21 protein-coding genes, 1 tRNA gene and 1 other annotated feature are annotated in these 19,673 nt (G+C 34.0%); of the genes, 3 read left to right on the forward strand and 19 right to left on the reverse strand.

Annotated elements, in window-relative coordinates; genetic code table 11:
* Positions 1 to 18: 18 nt before the first annotated feature.
* From FG384_RS14235 to FG384_RS14255, 6 genes are all read right to left on the reverse strand, one after another.
* Positions 19 to 576 carry an AAA family ATPase gene (locus FG384_RS14235; protein ID WP_240793439.1) on the reverse strand — a complete coding sequence of 186 codons (558 nt, stop codon included), beginning with the start codon at positions 574 to 576 and terminating at the stop codon, positions 19 to 21.
* Between the two features lie 92 nt (positions 577 to 668).
* A complete protein-coding gene (locus FG384_RS14240; RefSeq protein ID WP_142643272.1) occupies positions 669 to 1,388 on the reverse strand; it encodes a hypothetical protein in 720 nt (239 codons plus the stop codon).
* Between the two features lie 803 nt (positions 1,389 to 2,191).
* Positions 2,192 to 2,728, reverse strand: coding sequence for a DUF1572 family protein (locus tag FG384_RS14245; protein WP_240793440.1), 537 nt, complete (start codon positions 2,726 to 2,728; stop codon positions 2,192 to 2,194).
* Between the two features lie 10 nt (positions 2,729 to 2,738).
* Positions 2,739 to 2,942, reverse strand: coding sequence for a hypothetical protein (locus FG384_RS19855; protein ID WP_166462451.1), 204 nt, complete (start codon positions 2,940 to 2,942; stop codon positions 2,739 to 2,741).
* 43 nt (positions 2,943 to 2,985) lie between these two features.
* Positions 2,986 to 3,423, reverse strand: coding sequence for a GNAT family N-acetyltransferase (locus tag FG384_RS14250; RefSeq protein ID WP_142643274.1), 438 nt, complete (start codon positions 3,421 to 3,423; stop codon positions 2,986 to 2,988).
* Between the two features lie 17 nt (positions 3,424 to 3,440).
* On the reverse strand, positions 3,441 to 3,965 hold the full coding sequence (locus tag FG384_RS14255) for a hypothetical protein (protein WP_142643275.1): 525 nt from the start codon (positions 3,963 to 3,965) through the stop codon (positions 3,441 to 3,443).
* Positions 3,966 to 4,659: 694 nt separating this feature from the next.
* On the opposite strand from FG384_RS14255, the gene FG384_RS14260 reads away from it, so the two are divergent.
* Complete coding sequence (locus tag FG384_RS14260) at positions 4,660 to 5,574, forward strand: tetratricopeptide repeat protein (RefSeq protein WP_142643276.1); 915 nt, start codon at positions 4,660 to 4,662, stop codon at positions 5,572 to 5,574.
* A gap of 570 nt (positions 5,575 to 6,144) precedes the next feature.
* On the opposite strand, the gene FG384_RS14265 is transcribed toward FG384_RS14260, so the two are convergent.
* The 5 genes from FG384_RS14265 to FG384_RS14285 all read right to left on the reverse strand — a co-directional run bounded on the left by FG384_RS14265 (position 6,145) and on the right by FG384_RS14285 (position 10,063).
* Positions 6,145 to 6,729, reverse strand: coding sequence for a histidine phosphatase family protein (locus FG384_RS14265; protein ID WP_142643277.1), 585 nt, complete (start codon positions 6,727 to 6,729; stop codon positions 6,145 to 6,147).
* Between the two features lie 223 nt (positions 6,730 to 6,952).
* The gene (locus tag FG384_RS14270; RefSeq protein WP_166462452.1) at positions 6,953 to 7,987 is read right to left on the reverse strand and encodes an aldo/keto reductase; all 1,035 of its coding nucleotides are present in this window, start codon (positions 7,985 to 7,987) and stop codon (positions 6,953 to 6,955) included.
* Between the two features lie 19 nt (positions 7,988 to 8,006).
* Positions 8,007 to 8,549, reverse strand: coding sequence for an NUDIX hydrolase (locus FG384_RS14275; protein WP_142643279.1), 543 nt, complete (start codon positions 8,547 to 8,549; stop codon positions 8,007 to 8,009).
* Positions 8,550 to 8,663: 114 nt separating this feature from the next.
* Positions 8,664 to 9,446, reverse strand: a complete 783-nt coding sequence (locus FG384_RS14280; RefSeq protein WP_142643280.1) for an aminoglycoside phosphotransferase family protein — start codon at positions 9,444 to 9,446, stop codon at positions 8,664 to 8,666.
* Positions 9,447 to 9,619: 173 nt separating this feature from the next.
* Positions 9,620 to 10,063: a hypothetical protein gene (locus FG384_RS14285; RefSeq protein WP_142643281.1), complete on the reverse strand. Its 444-nt coding sequence runs from the start codon at positions 10,061 to 10,063 to the stop codon at positions 9,620 to 9,622.
* Positions 10,064 to 10,331: 268 nt separating this feature from the next.
* Between FG384_RS14285 and FG384_RS14290 the strand changes: the two genes are divergently transcribed.
* Positions 10,332 to 10,496: an aspartyl-phosphate phosphatase Spo0E family protein gene (locus FG384_RS14290; RefSeq protein WP_142643282.1), complete on the forward strand. Its 165-nt coding sequence runs from the start codon at positions 10,332 to 10,334 to the stop codon at positions 10,494 to 10,496.
* Between the two features lie 252 nt (positions 10,497 to 10,748).
* Here the strand turns inward: FG384_RS14290 and FG384_RS14295 are convergent, their stop codons facing one another.
* From FG384_RS14295 to FG384_RS14305, 3 genes are read right to left on the reverse strand one after another with little or no spacing between them, the layout of a single operon-like run.
* A complete protein-coding gene (locus FG384_RS14295; protein WP_142643283.1) occupies positions 10,749 to 11,252 on the reverse strand; it encodes a GNAT family N-acetyltransferase in 504 nt (167 codons plus the stop codon).
* A 17-nt stretch (positions 11,253 to 11,269) separates the two neighbouring features.
* Positions 11,270 to 12,085, reverse strand: a complete 816-nt coding sequence (locus tag FG384_RS14300) for a PP2C family serine/threonine-protein phosphatase (protein ID WP_142643284.1) — start codon at positions 12,083 to 12,085, stop codon at positions 11,270 to 11,272.
* Positions 12,075 to 12,530 (reverse strand): HIT family protein, encoded by a 456-nt coding sequence (locus FG384_RS14305; protein ID WP_142643293.1) that lies wholly within the window; start codon positions 12,528 to 12,530, stop codon positions 12,075 to 12,077. The genes FG384_RS14300 and FG384_RS14305 overlap by 11 nt, the downstream gene beginning before the upstream one ends.
* 56 nt (positions 12,531 to 12,586) lie before the next feature.
* Positions 12,587 to 12,810: a binding site (T-box leader), on the reverse strand.
* Positions 12,811 to 13,030: 220 nt separating this feature from the next.
* Between FG384_RS14305 and FG384_RS14310 the strand changes: the two genes are divergently transcribed.
* Positions 13,031 to 13,103, forward strand: a tRNA-Val gene (locus FG384_RS14310).
* Between the two features lie 151 nt (positions 13,104 to 13,254).
* Here FG384_RS14310 and imm47 read toward each other — a convergent pair.
* The 5 genes from imm47 to FG384_RS14335 all read right to left on the reverse strand — a co-directional run bounded on the left by imm47 (position 13,255) and on the right by FG384_RS14335 (position 18,561).
* Complete coding sequence (gene imm47, locus FG384_RS14315) at positions 13,255 to 14,055, reverse strand: Imm47 family immunity protein (protein ID WP_142643285.1); 801 nt, start codon at positions 14,053 to 14,055, stop codon at positions 13,255 to 13,257.
* A gap of 422 nt (positions 14,056 to 14,477) precedes the next feature.
* The gene (locus tag FG384_RS14320) at positions 14,478 to 14,897 is read right to left on the reverse strand and encodes a hypothetical protein (RefSeq protein WP_142643286.1); all 420 of its coding nucleotides are present in this window, start codon (positions 14,895 to 14,897) and stop codon (positions 14,478 to 14,480) included.
* A gap of 11 nt (positions 14,898 to 14,908) precedes the next feature.
* Complete coding sequence (locus tag FG384_RS14325) at positions 14,909 to 15,751, reverse strand: hypothetical protein (RefSeq protein ID WP_166462453.1); 843 nt, start codon at positions 15,749 to 15,751, stop codon at positions 14,909 to 14,911.
* A 226-nt stretch (positions 15,752 to 15,977) separates the two neighbouring features.
* The gene (locus FG384_RS14330; protein ID WP_142643288.1) at positions 15,978 to 16,694 is read right to left on the reverse strand and encodes a PoNi-like cognate immunity protein; all 717 of its coding nucleotides are present in this window, start codon (positions 16,692 to 16,694) and stop codon (positions 15,978 to 15,980) included.
* 16 nt (positions 16,695 to 16,710) lie between these two features.
* Positions 16,711 to 18,561: a T7SS effector LXG polymorphic toxin gene (locus FG384_RS14335; protein ID WP_142643289.1), complete on the reverse strand. Its 1,851-nt coding sequence runs from the start codon at positions 18,559 to 18,561 to the stop codon at positions 16,711 to 16,713.
* Positions 18,562 to 19,673 lie beyond the last annotated feature (1,112 nt).

Raw genomic sequence — 19,673 nt, forward strand, 5'->3', positions numbered from 1 at the left:
GTGAATAAATTGACATTGTTACAAAAAGTTATTCCTCTTTAAAAAACAAATTGTCCATTCCTCTATTTCTTCTGGCGTACGGTTATTGACATCCAAAATCTTTGTATTAAATTGAAGATACCAGTCTCTCTCAAATGGGAATAATTTCATATTGTTATGAAAAGATTTTCTACTTCTACTTAAATCCTTCTGCATCCTCTTCTGTAGTGTTTCTTCGTTAGCATCTAAATATAAAATCATATCAGAACGGTATTGCCGTAATTCTTGAAGTTCTTTTTTTAATTGATCTTCTATATTCCATGCAAATCCGTTAGCTTTAGGAAAATGTAAAGTATAAAATTCTATATCTTCTGGGCCTCTATCAAATATTATTTTACTATCTGGCAACTCATGATACCGTTTTATTTCAGCTTCGATGAACAATCTTTGATTTGCTATAAATCCTTCCTCTGTAAAGATATCTATATTCAAATCATCTCTTTTTCTAACAATGGGGTATGGATTTTCATATGTAAAATGTACATCAAGTAAATGCTCTTCTAACCTTTTGACTAGAGTTGTTTTTCCACCAGCCATGCCACCTTAAATTGATAGAATTCTTTTCAGAATAGCACCTCCTCTGCATATTCCTATAAAGCAAGGTTTTAGAAAATAGTTTGAGCCTCTGTTTATTTCCCAGTATACATGGAAGCTCTACTTATTATTAGGCTAAGTTCTAATCTACGTAACCATTTATCCGAATCACTTATCTCCTTATCCACGCTATTAATTTCTTCGTGATATTCTAATCCTTCTACCGTTTTATAATCCACCTGAAGTTTAGCAATTCTTGCTATTATCATTGCCCACTCGGAATCAGTCATTTTTTCTTTTGAATAACCGTTTATATATTCCGCACTTTCTTTTGAAAATGAACAAGAACCAGAAGTAATGTCGACGTCCCTTCCAAATTCTAATGAGAAAATCTTATTAGTGATTTTTTCTGTTTCTATCCATTCAATTGGGTGTGTTTTTATTGCCCTATCCGATCTTCCCAAAATTTGATAGTCATAGTTAGGTACATCTAAAACAACTGTTTTTAGTTCATTTAAATAGTACTTTCCCCATGTTAATATTCTATCAAAATCACAGTAATGAAAATATTTACTATTTCCCTCTAGCCCAAACTTAAGAACTTCTCTTCGGGCATGTGCCGCACCATTCTTTGGAATAATTTTGACTTTAAAGTTACTTTCTTCAATTACTTTTATCAATTCCAAAGAAGATTCATCACTAATCGTAATAAAAATTTCAGAATACAAACCTTCAAGTTCACTTTTTAATTCTGTATATAATTCTATATTTTTTCCCGAAATATCATGTGTTACTGTTAGAAGCGCCGTTTGCATCAAAATAACCACCCAACAAATGTATTGTTTTCTAATTTCTTTGATGAAGAAATTCTTCAGTCATTCTAAAAAATTTACAAATGCGAACTTTCTTTACGAGCAATGACTCGGTCTATACGAGCATAAAGCAATGGCATACGAGCACAAACTTTCGGTTCGAGCAACGACTCGGTCTATCCGACCATATATGTAGTTTATACGAGCATAAAGCAGTGGCATACGAGCACAAACTTTCGGTCCGAGCAATGACTCGGTCTATCCGAGCATATTTGTAGTTTATACGAGCATAAAGCCGTGGCATACTAGTACAAACTTTAGCTCCGAGCAATGAGTCGACGTATCCGAGCATATATGCAGTTTATACGAGCATAAAGCCGTGGCATACGAGCACAATCTTTCGGTTCGAGCAATGACTCGATGTATCCGAGCATAAATGTAGTTTTTTCGAGCATAAAGCAATGGCATACGAGCACAAACTTTCGGTCCGAGCAATGACTCGGTCTATCCGAGCATATCTGTAGCTTATACGAGCATAAACCCTTGGCATACGAGCACAAACTTTCCGTTCGAGCAATGAATCAATCTATCCGAGCATATATGCAGTCTATCCGAGCATAAAGCAATTCCATACGAGCCCAAACTTTCCGTCCGAGCAATAACTCGTTCTATCCGAGCATATCTGCATCTTATACGAGCATAGATTACTATTCTCTTTCAAACTCAAAACTCCTTCTAAAATAAAAAACAAAACAAAATCCATTTCGAAGACAAAATTCAAAATGGATGTGGATGCCTATTTTACTTTATCGTTTGATATGTATTGATTTTCTAATGCCATTTTCTGAAACGTTTTTAGGGATACTTAATATAACCCATTCCTTATCTTTTAATTGTTTTCCTATGTATAATATTTGACCTAAATGGTAACTAATATGTGCTACTTCCGTTTCTATAGCTTGTATAACACTGAGTGGCTGACCTCTAAGTGTTACAGTTCTAAGTAAATCGTTCTCCTTCAAATTTTCAAGTGTGGAGAAAAGTAGATTCCATCCCTCTTCCCAATTTTGCATAAGCTTCTCTTTTGGCTGGTAGTCATCAATAAATTCACTATCTCTATTCCTATATGATTTCTCTCCATCAGTCGACAAGAAATCAACCCATCTTGAATGCATATTGCCACTTAAATGTTTCATGATAATAGCTATGCTGTTGGATTCTTCACTAGGTTTCCAATGTAATTCATCTTCCGATAATTGCTCAATCCCCAATTCTGCTCGTTGTTTAAAATGGCTAAACTGCTGGATGATAATTGAAAGATACTCTTTTTCGAAATGACTCAAAAAAACCCTCCTAAGAATTGGCTTCTCTTTTCGTTTGAATATATTTTTGTGTGATTGATCCTGCATTATAAACGGAAAATATCATTGCAAAATAAAAGAGCACTTGAGGGAATTTTTTCTCACCACTAAACTCAATATAATTAAAAGTACTACACACAAAAAGAATAGCGGTAACTATACCTAAGATAAATTGGCCTTTCACAGATTTTATCATTGAGTACCTCTTCTCCCACCTAATCTAATTTTATCGCTAATGATTACAAGGTCTTTCTGAATGAATAGCACCATTTATCATAGCTAAGCTTTTCTTCATAAAATCTGTGCGCGTCTATTCTTTGAACGCCAGATTCTAGAGCAACATACTCTGCTCCATTTTCCTTTGACCATTGATGAATATAATTTAATAATGTTTCCCCATATCCATAAGAACGAGAAGAAGCATCGGTTACTAAATCATATATAAATACGTGGCGTTTACTATAAAAATTCACTCTAAAACTTAACCCAGCTAGAGAGACAATATTATCTCCTGAAATCAATGCAAAAAGGCGATATCCATCCTTCCTCATTTCATTAAGTAAAGCAAGGTAAGTCTCTTCCTCTAAATCCGTTCGAAGCTGCTTCATAATAGGGAATGCTTTTTTCCATTGTTCTATTGTTGTTAATTCTAAAATCTTCTCTGTTGTATTTTTCATCATTAATCCTCCAAATACTATGCATCCGTTACCATATAGTCTAATAGCCATTCTCCATCTTGCTTGATAAATCCAAAATAAATAGTACTATGTCCTTCCAAAAAGTATTCAGCAAAACCTATTGTCATTTTATCGTCTTCAAATTGATTAAAACGATACTCCAGGTTTTCTAGAAGATAATCCTTATTGGTAATTTTGTGACTGTAGTTATCATTACTAAAGTAGATTTCACTCTCTTTTTCCTTCACTTGAACATTCGGAGAAGATATCGATGAAATATACTCAAAGTCTTTATTATTCAATGCAGTGAAAACTCTTAGTGCTAAGTTCATCGTCGTTCTTAAAGCATCATCTTGTTCCTCAAGGTCCTTTTCAATTTTAGATATTTGTTTTTTTAATTGCTTATTTTCTAGTTGGAGTTTATTTACTTCCACATTCAACGCTTTTTCAACTTCGCTTCCTACCGTTTTAGATGCAGATTCATCCTTATAAGCAGTTAACAACACAAATAATAAGATAAGCACAACTATTTTCTTGATCAATTTCAACAGCTCCCCGGTTTTTAATCATTTGAAATATCCAAAAACGCTGAAGTTACTTAATTCATGTAAAGTGACCTTTTAAAGAACCTAGTCTTCCAAATAATTAAAATATGATAATACAAAAGGGACGCAATTATTCCTAATCCTAGAATACTAAAAGTTTCTTTATTTAATTCCAATGGACCACCTAGAACAATAAACATAAAGCCGATTGCGCTTACTATTCCTGCAATTACATACCAAATGAAAGCATGTAAATATTGAGAACATAGCGAATCGATAATAATAGACCAAATAACGCCAGCAATAATAAAAACAGGTCCCGAGTAAATGGAAATTAGTACAAATAAACCGAGCAGTGAAATATAATAAGAATTAGTTTCTCTATTAGGAAAAAAACGCAAATGTCATGCTAAACAAGACAGTAGCTATCAAAGCTACTAAAATACGCTTAACAAACTCTAGAAGCATTAACAATCTCCCCTTTTTTTAACATACAATTACCTTATGCCAAGCTACTACTTTGGGTGAATTATTCGTGCATTACCGATTAGACATTTTCAGAGATTCATTTCTATATTTACATTTATTCTTCATCTTAGTAAATAAATCCTTTTTAGAGGGAGATCAATTTATAATTTCTAACAGAACATACAATTAAATATAGTCTAGTTAAGATAAGAGGAGAAAACCGTTGAATACCAATCAAAAAGCTATTGAAATGCTTGAAAAAAATGAATATGAACAAGCGTTAGTATTATTTCAAAAGGCTGTAAGTGAATCAAGAGATGTTCAATCATTAAATAATCTAGCTTGGATATATCGTCATGAAGAAGAGGATAATGAAACAGCTCTTGAATTAATTAAAGAAGCAGTAAGCATGAATCCATCCTCTTACTTCCCTTATAATCTCTTAGGAGAAATCTACTTAGAAACAAAAATGTGGCAAGAAGCTTCAAATATTTTGCTCCAGTCTATTAAGATACAACCATCTATTGAAGCTTATAAAAATTTAGGAGTTGCTAAATATCATCTTGGAGAATTTCAGGAGGCTTTGGAATTCTTCCTTTTAGGTGCCAATAGCTCCGATTACTCCATGTACAGTCATATAATATGTCTTGTTAAACTTGGGGAATTAACAGAGGCGAAAAAGAAACTAAATACATTTTCAGAAGAAGACGATGAATTTGTCGGTGAGATTGAAGTTGCAGAATTATATGTTGATATGGGTTGTTTTCATGAAGCAATACGGTGGTTTGATAAGGGGTGGGAAAGCTATTATAAACAGCCTAATTGGGTTACTTTGTATGTTTTTTCACTACTTAAAAACAACTCTATCACTCGAGCCCATGAAATCGTGGAACAATCAATCCTTCAAAAAAGTGAAGAAATAACTGATGCACATAACGAAATATGTGACGAAGATTGGTCAGAAAACGACAAGAAACAACACATCAAAAAACTACTTGATGAAAAAATGGAATATGAAAACATCATAGAACAAATCTCAAATGGTTTTATCCCAATAATGAAATTTGATACTTCCATCTATACAGGATGTTACTTATTTGGGTGTAAACGACATAACCATCCTGAATACCAAGATTGAATACTGGGCATGGGTTTAAGTCTAAGCCGCTTCATTAATTAAACATAGCCTATACTAAACCTAAGAAAGGAGGTAAAAAGTGTTCAATCCAATGCCTTTTAATGTAGGACGACGCCAAATGTTTCCCGTTTTTAGACCCCAATTTTTTTTTCCTCGGTTTGATAACAGAAGATTTCCTCGATTTGAAAACGAATTTTTTCCCCGTTTTGGAAATGAAAGATTTCCTCGGTTTGAAAACGAATTTTTCCCTGGGTTCGAGAACCAGATGTTTCCCAGGTTCGGAAACCAAATGTTTCCCAGGTTCGGAAACCAAATGTTCCCTGGATTCGGAAACCAAATGTTTCCCGGGTTTGGAAACCAAATGTTCCCTGGATTCGGAAACCAAATGTTTCCCGGGTTTGGAAACCAAATGTTTCCCGGGTTTGGAAATCAAATGTTCACCGGTTTTCCTAGATAAATAGAAATATGACGAGGATCCCGTGACGGTTCAAGCCGTTCAAGGAATCCTTTTTTGAATTTCATGTTTGAGTAAGAAAAGTGATGGATTTTTTGGTTTATTTTTTCTCCTTTCTAACTTCTATTAAGATGTTTCGTACAATTATATAGAGAACATTCCCACTTATTTTCTATATTTTGAAGAATCGTTATGGAAGTATTGTCTATGTATGTACTTGTAAACTTTTCTGGTAACAATCTTTTTAATGTTAAACCAATAAATGCACCATGGCTTACTATTAACACGCGTTTATCTTTGTAGGTAATTACCGCTTCCTCTAAAAATTCAATGCCTCTCATAGCTACATCTTCAAATTTTTCCATACCAAGGTCCAATTCTCTCCAACTTGTTCCCCACTTTTGAATCCGTTCCTCTTCGGTTGTTCCTTCAATTTCTCCACAATTAATTTCACGAATTCGTTCGTCCATCATACAATTTGTCAGTTTTAAATTATCGGATATTATTTGTGCAGTTTCTATGGCACGCGATAAGTCACTTGAAATAATAACATCCCATTCCTCCTCTTTTGAAAGTCTATTTGCCAGTTCTTGTGCTTGTTTTATACCAATATTATTTAAAGGTATATCAGAAATTCCTTGTGCCTTACCATAATCATTCCATTCAGTAATGCCATGTCTAATTAGTCCAAATGTTGTCATTCCATCTCCCCCTTGTTAATGTGTAGCTTCAAATGAAATCATGTGCTTCTAACATTTGATATTAAATACTTTTTTCCAATTACAGATGCGATTTTTCCAACTAAAGCAATAATTTTTCCAACTAAGTCACTCTTTTTTCCAACTAAACGTGTTTCATTAAAATTTTATCTATAACTAAAAGAAAAAGCACCCAAGCGGATGCTAGTATCAATCCCTTACCTTGTTAAAATGACAAATTTTTTATAACTTCTATATTTTGAACGACATGTTGTACCCTTTTCATTCCTATCATTGTTGAAGTAATTCCTCTTGTTTCCATAATTTGCGTTAACAATTGAGCAGGATTATTCTCCTCCTCGAACTTTTTACCTAAGTTAAAAGGAGCACTTGTTGTTACTTCTAAATCTAATTGCCGTGCTGCATTTATAACGGAAAAGTAGCTATGTTTTACTTGTTGATTTTTTCTTGTCACTCCTTGATCCATCTGTCGATTTAAAGGGAATTGAATGAATTTAAAATGGTTATTTTCACCAGCTATACTTTTTGCCACTTCTACTACTTTCTCTAATGAAATATAGCCCGATTCATTCGGTTCGTAGATTAAACCATGCCAAGTCGCTAAACCGTAAAACATTATTTTTTGATTTTCTACTTCCTCTTCTAGAAAGCTAAATAGATTTCTTAACTGTCTATAAAATATTTCTGGACCTAGGACTTTCATTGAAATCTCGGGATTGTGTATGTAATAAATATCTATCGTTTCTAAATTTAAATGTTTCCTACTCTGTTCAATTGCAAATTGATAATAACTTGGTGTTAACACGTGTCTAAGATGATCCACAATGTTTAGATCTGATTTTTTTATTACATTGTTTTCAAGAAGAACATTTTCTAAATAATCTTGAGGGAAAAGATTGGCTTCAATATCACCAGGAATGATGCCTCCCTTTGTAGAGATAACAATTTCTTCTCTCTTAATACTTCCTTTCTTACTAATTAACTTCTCTAAAACAAAACCTACATCTCTTTCAGAGCGCATTCCACGGTAATTTATAGCAGTATCAATTAAGTTAATCCCATTTTCCAAACAGAATTCTATCGATTCACGATACAATTCTGAATCTTTTTCATTCATATCTCCTAAATGTGTTCCTAGTGCAATTCGTGAAGTAGTAAACCAAGGAGTTTTTCGGTTTGGAATTTCATGTTTTTTCGTATATAAACTAGTCCCGATTTTTGTAGCAAAACCTTTTATCATATCCATCCCTCTCACTTTACTAGTCTTTTAAAAATGACTTAGACATGTAATAAGCGCTCACTGTAAATAACTGATTTATCTCACCAGTTGAAATCATTGTTTCCATTTCTTTAATATCCACTAGATGTACATCAATAAATTCAGTCGGATCTAGTTCTTGATCATAAGCTTTATAAGCATCTAAAATTAGAAAAGTTACTACTTTATTTGTTTGGGTCGCAGGATTTACGTAAAACTCTCCTAATAATATAGGTTTCTGATCACTAATATAGCCCGTTTCCTCCCTTAATTCTCGTAATATAGCATCTTCATATTCTTCATTTCCCTCGGGTTTACCAGCAGGAATTTCTAAAAAGAAGTCTTGTGCAGCATATCGGTACTGTTTGACTAGAACAATCTCTTTGTCCTTTGTAAGTGCAATGGCATTCACCCAATCAGCATACTCATTTACGTAGTAACTCTTAATAATTTGTCCATTTGGAAGTTCACATTCATCTTTCCGTAAATTCCCGAATGGTGTTTTAAACACATAACTTGAATTTAACGTTTTCCAACTATTCATCTTACTCTTCCTTTCATTTCCCTTAATGACCTCATAATTTCTACAGTACACTTTTATATGCTTGGAGCTGCCAAGCCAATAAATAAAATATCAGACCTACTCACAATCGAAGATTTAAAAAAACTCATATAATCCGCCATCAAAATAGTTGAATTCTTCTTCTGAGATTATTTGTCGTTCATACCCTTTGTAAAAAGATCTCAACATGGCTTCATTATTCTTAATGGACCGAATCGCTAATGCAATATCATAGCGAGGATCACCATAGGTTGCTCCGCCTAAATCAATAAATGTATGTACGTTCCCATTGGAAACAAGCACATTGTCAATAGTACAATCACCGTGAATAAGACATGGTTTTGATGGAGTTGGTTTATGTTGTTTCAATTGATCCAATAACTTTTGATCCCCATCTACATTGTACGATTCTAAATAATATGCGGCTTTTTCTAATTGTAAATCGAGCCAAGATTCTTGTGTTCTCCATGAGGCAGGCGGCAATGTTTCGTGTAATTGTTTTAAAAGATCTCCAAAACTTTTGCAAAGTACATATTTTTCCTCATCTGATTTAGCTTTCTTTAAAGCTTCTCGTAATGTAATTCCTTTTCCTAGACTCATAAGTAAATGACTTTCTTTCTCTTTTTCCAAAAATTGATAGAAGGTTGGAATAGGCAAAGATGTTTCTTCATTCAGTTGTTTCATGATTTGTGCTTCTTGTGAAAGCCACCCTTTGTACTTTGATTTCGTAGCGCTTTTGCATACAAATTGTCCGTTTTCCGAATGTATGAAAGTCACTTTAGAAGTGGCTCCTTGCTTATCTGGGTATGAAATAGTAAGTACTTTTCCTACTGTTGCTTCAAATTGTTCGAAATCACTTGGAATATTTAGTTGTTTCATATGTTAATTCTCCTTTCCCCTGACTTTACCTCTTCAACGTTTGCAATAGAGTTACTGATAAAATAAATACATCTGCTAGATTAATAGATTTCCTATCTAACAAGTACATTACTAGTGCGTCATAATTTTCATTATTTTTATTTATAGTGGATTTACTTCACTATTTAGTCGCCTTATCTAGCTATCAAACCTTGTATTAAATGTTCAATAAAATTGATATGAGTAATGTATGAATAAATGGAAAGAGGAATTGCTATTATTCCAAAAATCACCATGAAAATTAAGAAGTTTTTTGATTTTTCTCTAAGATTTATGACCATTAAATAAATAGACGGCAGCAAAATCCAGTTTGCAAACCATAATCCTTTTAGTTCAATAATAGAGTTTTTTAATAAAGCAACTTTCAGTTCATTCTCACTTGTTACATCAACCGAGAAAAGCACCTTTTTTAATATTCCATTTTTAATAACTGTCAGTTCATTAGAGCTATTCTCCTCGAATAAGTACGCTCCTGGAAAGTAATCAAACAAAACAACCGTTAGTGCAAAAATAAATATGATAATTAATGAAACTGTACTAGTAGGACTCTCTTTCTTTAATAAATTATTTTTGATCAATCTATTTACCCCTTTCCAGAATTAGAAAATATCTGAGAAGAAATTTATCGAACTGTACACTTATAACGACAGTTGTCATTACACCTATTTTTTTCCTATTTCGACAAGTATTCCTTTAATTTGTGACAAATTTGTGAACATTGAGTATTTTTTCACAATATGACATTTTTTGCGATTTTTATAGGATACAATGGACAAGTTGCTTCCCACCTTCGAGAATATACTCCACTAGAATTGAAGCTAAATATATTGTTTGGAGGAAGTTTTTGTGAAAAGTTTATTGAACGAAAAAGCATTATTGGTTCGAATCGGGATCAAGAGGAAAGTAATGTACAGAAAAGCAAAAAATCTAGGATACACCCATCCACTCGTCGTTTCCTGTAGTCAAGAATTGGATGTGTTGCTCAATAGATACCTCGAAAAAGTATCGTAATCACAATGGATATCCATTAGACAACTTAATATGGTATCTGTTTGGATATATGCAAACCGATCAGTATTCCCTTTAAGGGACTGATCGGTTTTATGATGTAGCAAGAGTCGAATGCTGTTAAAATGCGGAACAGAAGAAATTGCTTAGTCTTGGACATTTTAAAAGATAAAAAAGTGAATAAAGTATAAATTCGATAACTGTAAATAGAATTCCTTGTTAATTGTTAAAAAAGAAAAATTTTACAGAATCTGCTTAGCAAATATTTTTCCATTGATATATTAATAAATTTAATTCCGAGCCTGCAATTGTTATTTTTGTCGAATCAAATAATTGAGCACCAAGAGCTTCGTAGAAAAGTTTAGATTTATTGTCTTCAAGTACCTCTACAAATATTGTATTAAACTGACGTTCTTCAAATTTAGAGAATAATTTTCGGATCAATTTCTTTCCGATACCCATACCTTGAAACTCTTTTAATATATAGATAGAGGTTACATCACCTGAATGTTCCACTTTATTTTCTACTCTCTTCCCACCACCAGCAAATCCAATTATTTGCCCATCCTTATTTTCCGCTACAAACACATAGTTTCCTTCTTTTGATATATTATTAATCCATAGTTCTGTTCTTTGCTCATAAGACAATTTTTCTAAATAATCATTCGAAATAATATGCTTATAGGTAGTTCTCCAGCAATCTACATGTACTTTCGCTATACCCGCAGCATCTGCCAACGTTGCCTCTCTAATAATCAAAATGCATTTCCTCCTTGCTATTTCATATCACTTGGCTGTGTAGCTTCTTCTTCAATTTCAACCATCCAAGACACAATTGTCGTACTATCTCGAACATCTTTCTCTTTTATTTCAAATAATAATTTGCTTATACCTTGCCCATTTTCACCATCTCTAAAATAGTTCATAATCTCTGTTGGATTTGAGAAAGCCGTATTCGGACATTCAATAAGCCCATCGGTCGTAAGAAATATATGATTTCGTCCTTTTCTTAATTCCTTTGTCCCAATACTGTAACAAGGAACGTCCAAATCAAATGTGTTTTTTCTTCCTACCCACTCGTAAAAACTGCGATGATTTTGTTGATACTCATTTAACGCTGACAATTCGGGATGAAATAAATGAAGTACACAATCACCAATTGACAGCCACCATAGAAATTTTCCTTTTCTTACAACACATAGGAAAGCAGTTTCCCCTTGTATTTTTTGGCATTTTTCTTTAAAACTCTTGCTATCAAATGCATTAATGATCAACATACCTACTTGAGGAAATGCTTCCTTTAAAGATAGATTTAACGAGCTTATAAAATCCTTTTTTAACGATTCTATTGTAGAGATTACTAACTCAGCACTCTCTGCCGTCTGATGTGCATCTAATAATATAGCAAGCTCCCAGTCTTGCTTTTCACTAACCCAAATAAGACATCCATCTTCATTCTTATATTGACCAGCAGACGAATTACCTCCAAAACGTCCTAAAATGACCTGTTGAACGGCATGAATGTTTACTTCATCCACATAATTATCTTGACTTCCTACCCAACTATATTCGTGACTATTATTAATTTTCATACGGATTACTCTCCAAAAAGTATTTAATTCTATTGCAGACTTCAATCACTTCACTGTTATCACCCATTCGAGCATTCGGTGCATCATAAACTTCAAAGGGTCCCCAGTATTGTTCAGGGGTATTTGGATAACGGGCAACTAAGTGCATATGCAGATGTGGAACTGAGTTCCCAGAAACGAGCGCATATACATGTTCAGCTTTTTCAACTTGTTTCAGAGATTTACTTATCCTTGCCATAATTACTCCAAATGCCTTTGCTTCCTCTGGATTCATGTCTGCAAGTGAAGGGACATGCCTTTTCAAATCAATCATAATATGCCCTAAATAATTTGGTTTCCCTTTTCTATCAATATGACCAACAAATACATACTCATCTTCGTATATTGTTACACCAGCTGTTTGAATAACTCCTTGATGCTTTTCACAAATAAAACATTCCTCCACCATGCAATTCTCCCCTTTTAAATAAACTAATAAATACAAAAAAGCCTATCATCTCTTAAAGAGACGATAGGCTATTCCTAACGTGGTATCACTCTTCTTGACTTGTAAAATAACGTAACAAGCCTTCTTCCATTACTTTATTACGGAAGTTACCCGTTTAGACCTACATATCAGCCTAACCACTCCTAGGTGAGTTGGGGAATTTTATTGACTGCTTTGCAGCAAACAGCAGCTCTCTAAACAATAAAGATTCCTTAATACTCCTAATCACTGTGTTTTCATTATTGGAAAATTTTATTTAATATACCAGTACATGAGTATACTGTCAATAGTACTTACGAAAAACGAATAAAATAAAGCGATTGCAATAATGTATATGTAATATATGTGTAGATAGATCCATAATTTCAACAGAGTAGCGACTTTATTAGATATGTACCATTCCCTTACTTTGTGTTACTATTTTAATTAGAAACATAGTATTACTGTATGCTTCACTTGGTCTTGTAGCTCAGTTGGGAGAGCACCACCTCGACAAGGTGGGGGTCGCTGGTTCGAACCCAGTCGGGACCATTATTACCATAATCCTGTAAACATTGATTTAGCCAATTCAACTGCACCTGTGCAATTAATATTTGCTGCTAAATAGTGCAATTCATGGAGATGTATCATGATATACCACGTAAAAATTAAAGTGATAACTGAACATATCAGTTACCACTTTCTAATGTCTAAAGCTTTTATCCGTAAAAATTTTTTTTCCCTTTTCCCAGTTTTTAGTTGAAAGTCCATTTATATAATCAATAAAACCTTGATAATTGCCTCCACTAATAATAGTGTTGTACTCCCCAGGTACTTTTTCACCAGTCCAAATTGATAATAAAGATGGAATTAATTCCATACTTAATGGCTCTTCATTATTTGCTGCAATCATAACTCTCTGTATTATTTTTTTAGCTAAGTATCCAGGAAAAGCTAAATTTTGTTGAAAGTAATAACTTTCCGTGTCATTCTCATCACAATATTTAAAATAAAAATCCCCTATTTCATCCACAGTTGCTTCTTCCCCATTTTGTTCCTCTAAATTAATGAAAAAACCAATAGAGTCTTTTATAATAAGAGCTGTATCACTAATTTCATCCCACTCTTCAAGTAATGCCAATAAGTAAGGAATTGTATGAAGAGAAAGTGATGTAATGGCTGCTGACGCAAAAGTGTTTATCGTTTCTTCTGTACCCTCACTAAGAAATCGAAGATTATTTGAATCCCTTAAGTCATCATGTGTTGCGACAGCTAAAAATACTCTAATACATAAATTCAAAACAGCTTCATCTTTAGTCTGATTCATTAATTGAATCAATAATGGTTTTTGAGTAATATCCCCAATTTTATATAATTCTATTAAGTTAAATAAAACTTCCGTTTCTGTAACAGCTTTTAAAATGTTTTCTTTAATTTCAGATTGGGAAAGAGTTGATTTTTCTCCAAACCATATACTATTCATAAGGTTTTCTGTTCCACTCATAAATACACCCACTTTCTTTCATTGAATTATCTTTTTCCATTTTTAGATGAGCCCGTTTACACCATCCGCTATTTCTCCAACTCCTGATATAAGCCCTTCTTTATCTAATCCTGTCTGAAAGTGATCTAGTCCTTTACATTGCTTGGTCCATGATACCGTTAGTGTCATCCGCCAAACTAGCTATATCTGGACCAAGCAGAGTAAGTCCCTGTTTCAGCCTCGAATTACATAAGGTCTTTGGTCTATTTCCACTTATCCCTGTATAGAATCAAACTCCTTGATGGTACTACCATCATGAGCTCTCGACTCTCAAACGAATCATTTCCTTAATGTCTCATCAAATATCAGCTGATTTATTATGAATTAAAGTAAAAAACCTTAAAAGGCATATCATAAAGCCAATCAAGGTTTTAACTTAATACTTATTCATGTAAAGACTTAAAGTGGCTAGCTAGTGATACAATTTCATCATCAAGGTTAGGAAACGCAATAATACTATCCAGTACATTTATAAAATATTCTTTTCTATCCCCTTGAGAACCATTGATAACTCTATTTAACATCCAAACAGTATGTTGTGTAGGTTGTCTTTTAAGTGATTCAACAAGCTTTTCTTCATATCCATTTTTATAAAACTTTTCAACAAAATGCACAAGAGGCCCTGGTCTACCAAAATTTATATTTGGATATTTTTCCATCAACTTGAAAATAGGTTGAATAGCTTCAAAAGCATCTTCCCTTTCTTCTATTTCTTCAACAATATCGTAAGTAACATCAATAAAATCCTCATTCATAATTGATTTTTCTAACTTCATCATTAATTGGTTCAATTCATTTTGCATCTTATCATTCCTTATTCTAGAGTGTTTTTCATATGATTTAACGCTTTATTTGTAATATCGTTTACAATATCTTCTGAAATACCAGCATCTCGCAAAATTTTAGAATTACTCGTAATATTATCTAATGGTAATTGATTGGTAGCGTCAACACCTCTTTGTGCCTTATTTATAAGCTTGTGCTGTTCACGTTCTAATGCTATTACTGGATTGTTCTTCGATGCTTCAGTAGAAAGTCTATTAGTAGCAAGTCCGTTCGCCTTCAAATTTGCATGTTGCCAAACTTCATGCCCTTCTAAATTATCCCCGACAACTGACCTATCAACAAAATCCTTATAAGTAGTAACTTCGTTTTGCTTAATAGCTGCTTTACCCGTACCCTTAGTCTCAATTTCCACTTTTTTTATTTCAGTCTTAACTTCGGCATCTCCACTCTTGATGGTCGTAGGGATATCAGTTTTTACTGAAGGCATGCTGAATGTAAGGGCATTTGGCGTGCCAAATTGGTAACGAGTGTTAGATAAGATATCTAGCTGACTTTGTGTTTTGCCTAGTGGACTGTTGACGACATCTTGGTAAATTGGTGAATAGACGGACTCCATCTTCTCCGTGCTCACAACATTTCTTGCTTGATATAAATCGTTGCCTTTTTTTGCAAATTTCCCACCCGTACTCGCCCAGCCTAAAAACGGGATCATCGCTCCAAAAGAAAGTGCTGCATTCGTTGCATCTCCTCTAAACGAATAGATAATTCCGTTTACACCTTCCGCTATTTCTCCAACGCCTGGTATAAGTCCAGCTAAATCTAATCCAGTCTGGAAGTTACATTGCTTGATCCATAATACCGTTAGTCTCATCCGCCAAACTAGCTGTAAGCTGACCAACCAGAGTAAGTCCTTGTTTCAGTTCGCCTTCTAGAAATTGTCTATATGTAACCTTGGTGTTCGAACCTTCTTAAATTGTCTTGGTATATTTTTGCCTTCACATGATACAAACCAATACTTTTAGAGTGTAAAGTAGTTAGCAATAATAAAAGACCTCGAATTACATAAGGTCTTTGGTCTATTTCCACTCTTATTTATTTTAATCTTTTAGATGATGAACCATATCATATGGATAGTAAGGAACATCCTTTAATATATGATCATCCAATTCTAATATCTTTGCAATTGCCCCGCTTTCAAAACTCCAATAACCACTGTAGATATCCTCATTACTTTTATGAGTATCATACCAACCGGTATCTTTATGCCCATGATACCATTCTTTGAATAAATAGTTCTTTATACGTGATAATGATTCTTCTTTATTAGGGGCGTTTATAACGCTGTATAATGATTTGTATGGTGTTTCAAACTTAAAATTTTGGGTGTTTCCTTCCCAATCCTTATCATAATAACCAATTAAGAAGTCTATTAAATAGTCTTTAATACCGTCTTCTGCTACCATTTTCTCTAATTCACGCATTTCCTCCTTTTGGATATTTAACATAATTCCGATTGAAATCATCCAAACCATTTCCACATAACCTCTATCCGAATTCCATACCTGTTTCATACTATGAAGAACCTTGGGAAAGAAATCTTTTATACGTTCAAGCGGTGCACCTGAAGAATACAAAGCATTTAAAGTATTAAAATAGAAGCCTTCTATGCTACGAAGACCCGATTGAACGCCTCTGTCTGTTATTCCTCGTTCTTGAATTACTTTATTAACCGCTTTTTCAAATTTTTCAATTCTAGCGTACTCATATTCTAAATATCCCTTAAAATAACTGCTATTTTTTATGGTATCTCTCATAGTACAGCCTCTTTTCTTATTTCTTTATTTTACCGAACTCATCAAGAATTAATTGTGACACTTCGCCATCCTTACCTACTTTTACGAGTACGCTTTCAATGTTCTCAGGATTAAGTAATAATTCCATTCTAATTTCATCAGCTTTTTCTCGCCCCAATGCTTTGTCTAATCTATTCCTACTATCCACCCATTCCTCACTCATCTGCTTACCTGTCTTAGTGTTGCTTAATTGAGAAATACCATATTTCGCTTCGCCAATAATATATTTAGGTGGAAGACCCGAATTTTCGTAAACTCCGTCTATCCCTTGAACTATTTTATCATCTAAACTAGTAACTCGATTAAGACTAATTCTAGTATAACCTTGACTTTCAAAATGGACATCCATCTTCATTTCACCATAATTCCCTTTATGCTTGGTCGTTTCTAAAGATATCCTTCCAGTTTCGATGTCTTCTATAACTTTTAATTGATCTTTATTTAAATTTTTTGCAATGCCTTCTGTGGTCTTAACTTCGACATCTCCACTCTTGATGGTCGTAGGGATATCAGTTTTTACTGAAGGCATGCTGAATGTAAGGGCATTTGGCGTGCCAAATTGGTAACGAGTGTTAGATAAGACATCTAGCTGACTTTGTGTTTTGCCTAGTGGACTGTTGACGACATCTTGGTAAATTGGAGAATAGACGGACTCCATCTTCTCCGTGCTCACAACATTTCTTGCTTGATATAAATCGTTGCCTTTTTTGGCAAATTTCCCACCCGTACTCGCCCAGCCTAAAAAGGGGATCATCGCTCCAAAAGAAAGTGCTGCATTCGTTGCATCTCCTCTAAACGAATAGATAATTCCGTTTACACCATCCGCTATTTCTCCAACGCCTGGTATAAGTCCAGCTAAATCTAATCCAGTCTGGAAGTGGTCTAGTCCATTACTTCCCTTCGGTTTCTCCGCTTGACCACTCTCTTCTTTATATTCAACTTTGGAAACAACTTCATAGAAAACTGTTTGGCCTACACTATACTCTTTAATGAGTAAACCATTTTCATATAGATGGTATTTTATATTTTCATCTAAGTTCTCTTCGACAGTGTTCACTTTTTTCCCTTCAAGGGTTTGGAAAGTGGTTGCAGTAATCATCGTACCGATCAGCTGTTCATGTTCCTCTATCCATAGGTTACTAGGATTTAAGTACACTTTTGGGAACAGTTCCGTTCTAATTTCACTTCTAAACGTAAGGACATCCCACTGGTTTGACTCGAAGGTTATATCCCTTACCCCTGCTTTGAAAAGCCCCTCTATATCCGTAAGCCAAGTTCCCATTGCCTGCAAATCTTGTTCAATGGGATTTAGTGCGTTTGTTTGAGTTGCATCAAATTCGTGAAGATGCGTGACCGTGTCATCACGTTTCCTTTTCGAATGAATGACTCCCTCTTGAACTCCACTATCGTCGAGATGTGGTAGCCCAACAATATCGCTCACTTGATCCATAATATTGTTTGTCTCATCCGTCAAATTAGCGGTGAGTTTGCCTATAAGCGTAAGTCCCTGCTCCAGTTCTCCCTCTAAGAATTGCTCTAATATGTAGCCTGCCGAATCAGGTTCGAGTGAGTAAAGAGCTGCCTCCATCTGTTGTAGCACTTGTTTATAATGTTCGGAAAACAACTGGAAAAATTGAAGAAATGGCAAATGACACTCCCCATAAAAGGAGCGAATAGCATTCCCACCTTCTCCTTTTAATTGATCCTCCATTTGCACTAACCCCAACACTGCACGGTGGATTACCTCTATTTCACTTCCTAACCTGTCTAGCATAGCTAAGTTTCGATGTAACCAATCTTGAAATAAATCTACGTCCAACACTTTCATAGACAATGCCTCATCAAGAGTTTAGAATCAACCACTTTAAAATAATAGCAATATTTTTGATTATACAATAATACCCCACAGGTGAACATTCTTCTCCTCCTCTAGTAAACTATCGATAGTTATAATATTCCATTTTAGTACAAGAAGGTAAAGGTAAAAGTCGGTATTTTCAAAAAATAATGCTTATGAATTAATAAAAATAAATTACTTTGTGTCTCTTATACTACCACCAAAGGAAAATAGTGGTTATATCGATATGAACTAATATGTAGTTAAATTAAGTACTATCTTCTATTAATTATAAACATTATTAAGGAGAAATTTGCCAATTCGAAAAGGACAAGTTGTAATAGAAAGTGCTGAATTCTAATGAATGTTGTTAATTCATTAAGCGGGGATTCTAATTGGAGAAATCTACAAGATATATGTAACAAAGGAAATACTTTAATTAAACCATCTTAACGATTAGCTATTACTGAAACTGTAGTAACCTCTTTTCATTAAATGAGTCATACAGACCACCTGTTCACTCTTTTGTTCGCAATTTGTCCGCATAATTTATTTTTTGTACCGATTTTAATTTACTGAAATGACTTTAACTGTCTCCAAAACCCTATTAATTCAGACTTATTTAACAAAATTGAATTCAGTTTTACCTGGTTATTTAAGGGTTACAAATTCGACAAGGTGGGGGTCGCTGGTTCGAACCCAGTCGGGATCATCAAGCTTTATAAAATGTTTTCGGGGAACTTTAAAATTCGATGACTAAGGTTAGTTTAAAATAGCGTTGTTGTGGGCAAGTTCTTTATTATTTATTTACGAAGTGTAGAGTAGTATTGATTGCAGCATCTCAAAATAGAGATGCTGCTTTTGTTTATAGATAAATAATAAACGCCATTATTCGACTCGTTTATTATTTATCCTTCAAATAAAAAAAGACCCCCTTTTAATTTAGTTGGTCTCTCATAGTGACTACTTTATGTTATGGATCTACGTCAATATCTTGGACACAAAAAAGTTAAGTCCGTTTCAGAACGGCATCCATTCATGAAGCGTCCTGCATCCAGCGAAACCAGTCAAGTAAAGAACGTACTTGACAGCTTTCGCTGGAT

Origin of the sequence: Psychrobacillus vulpis (assembly GCF_006861825.1) — a bacterium.
In the GTDB taxonomy this organism is placed as follows: domain Bacteria; phylum Bacillota; class Bacilli; order Bacillales_A; family Planococcaceae; genus Psychrobacillus; species Psychrobacillus vulpis.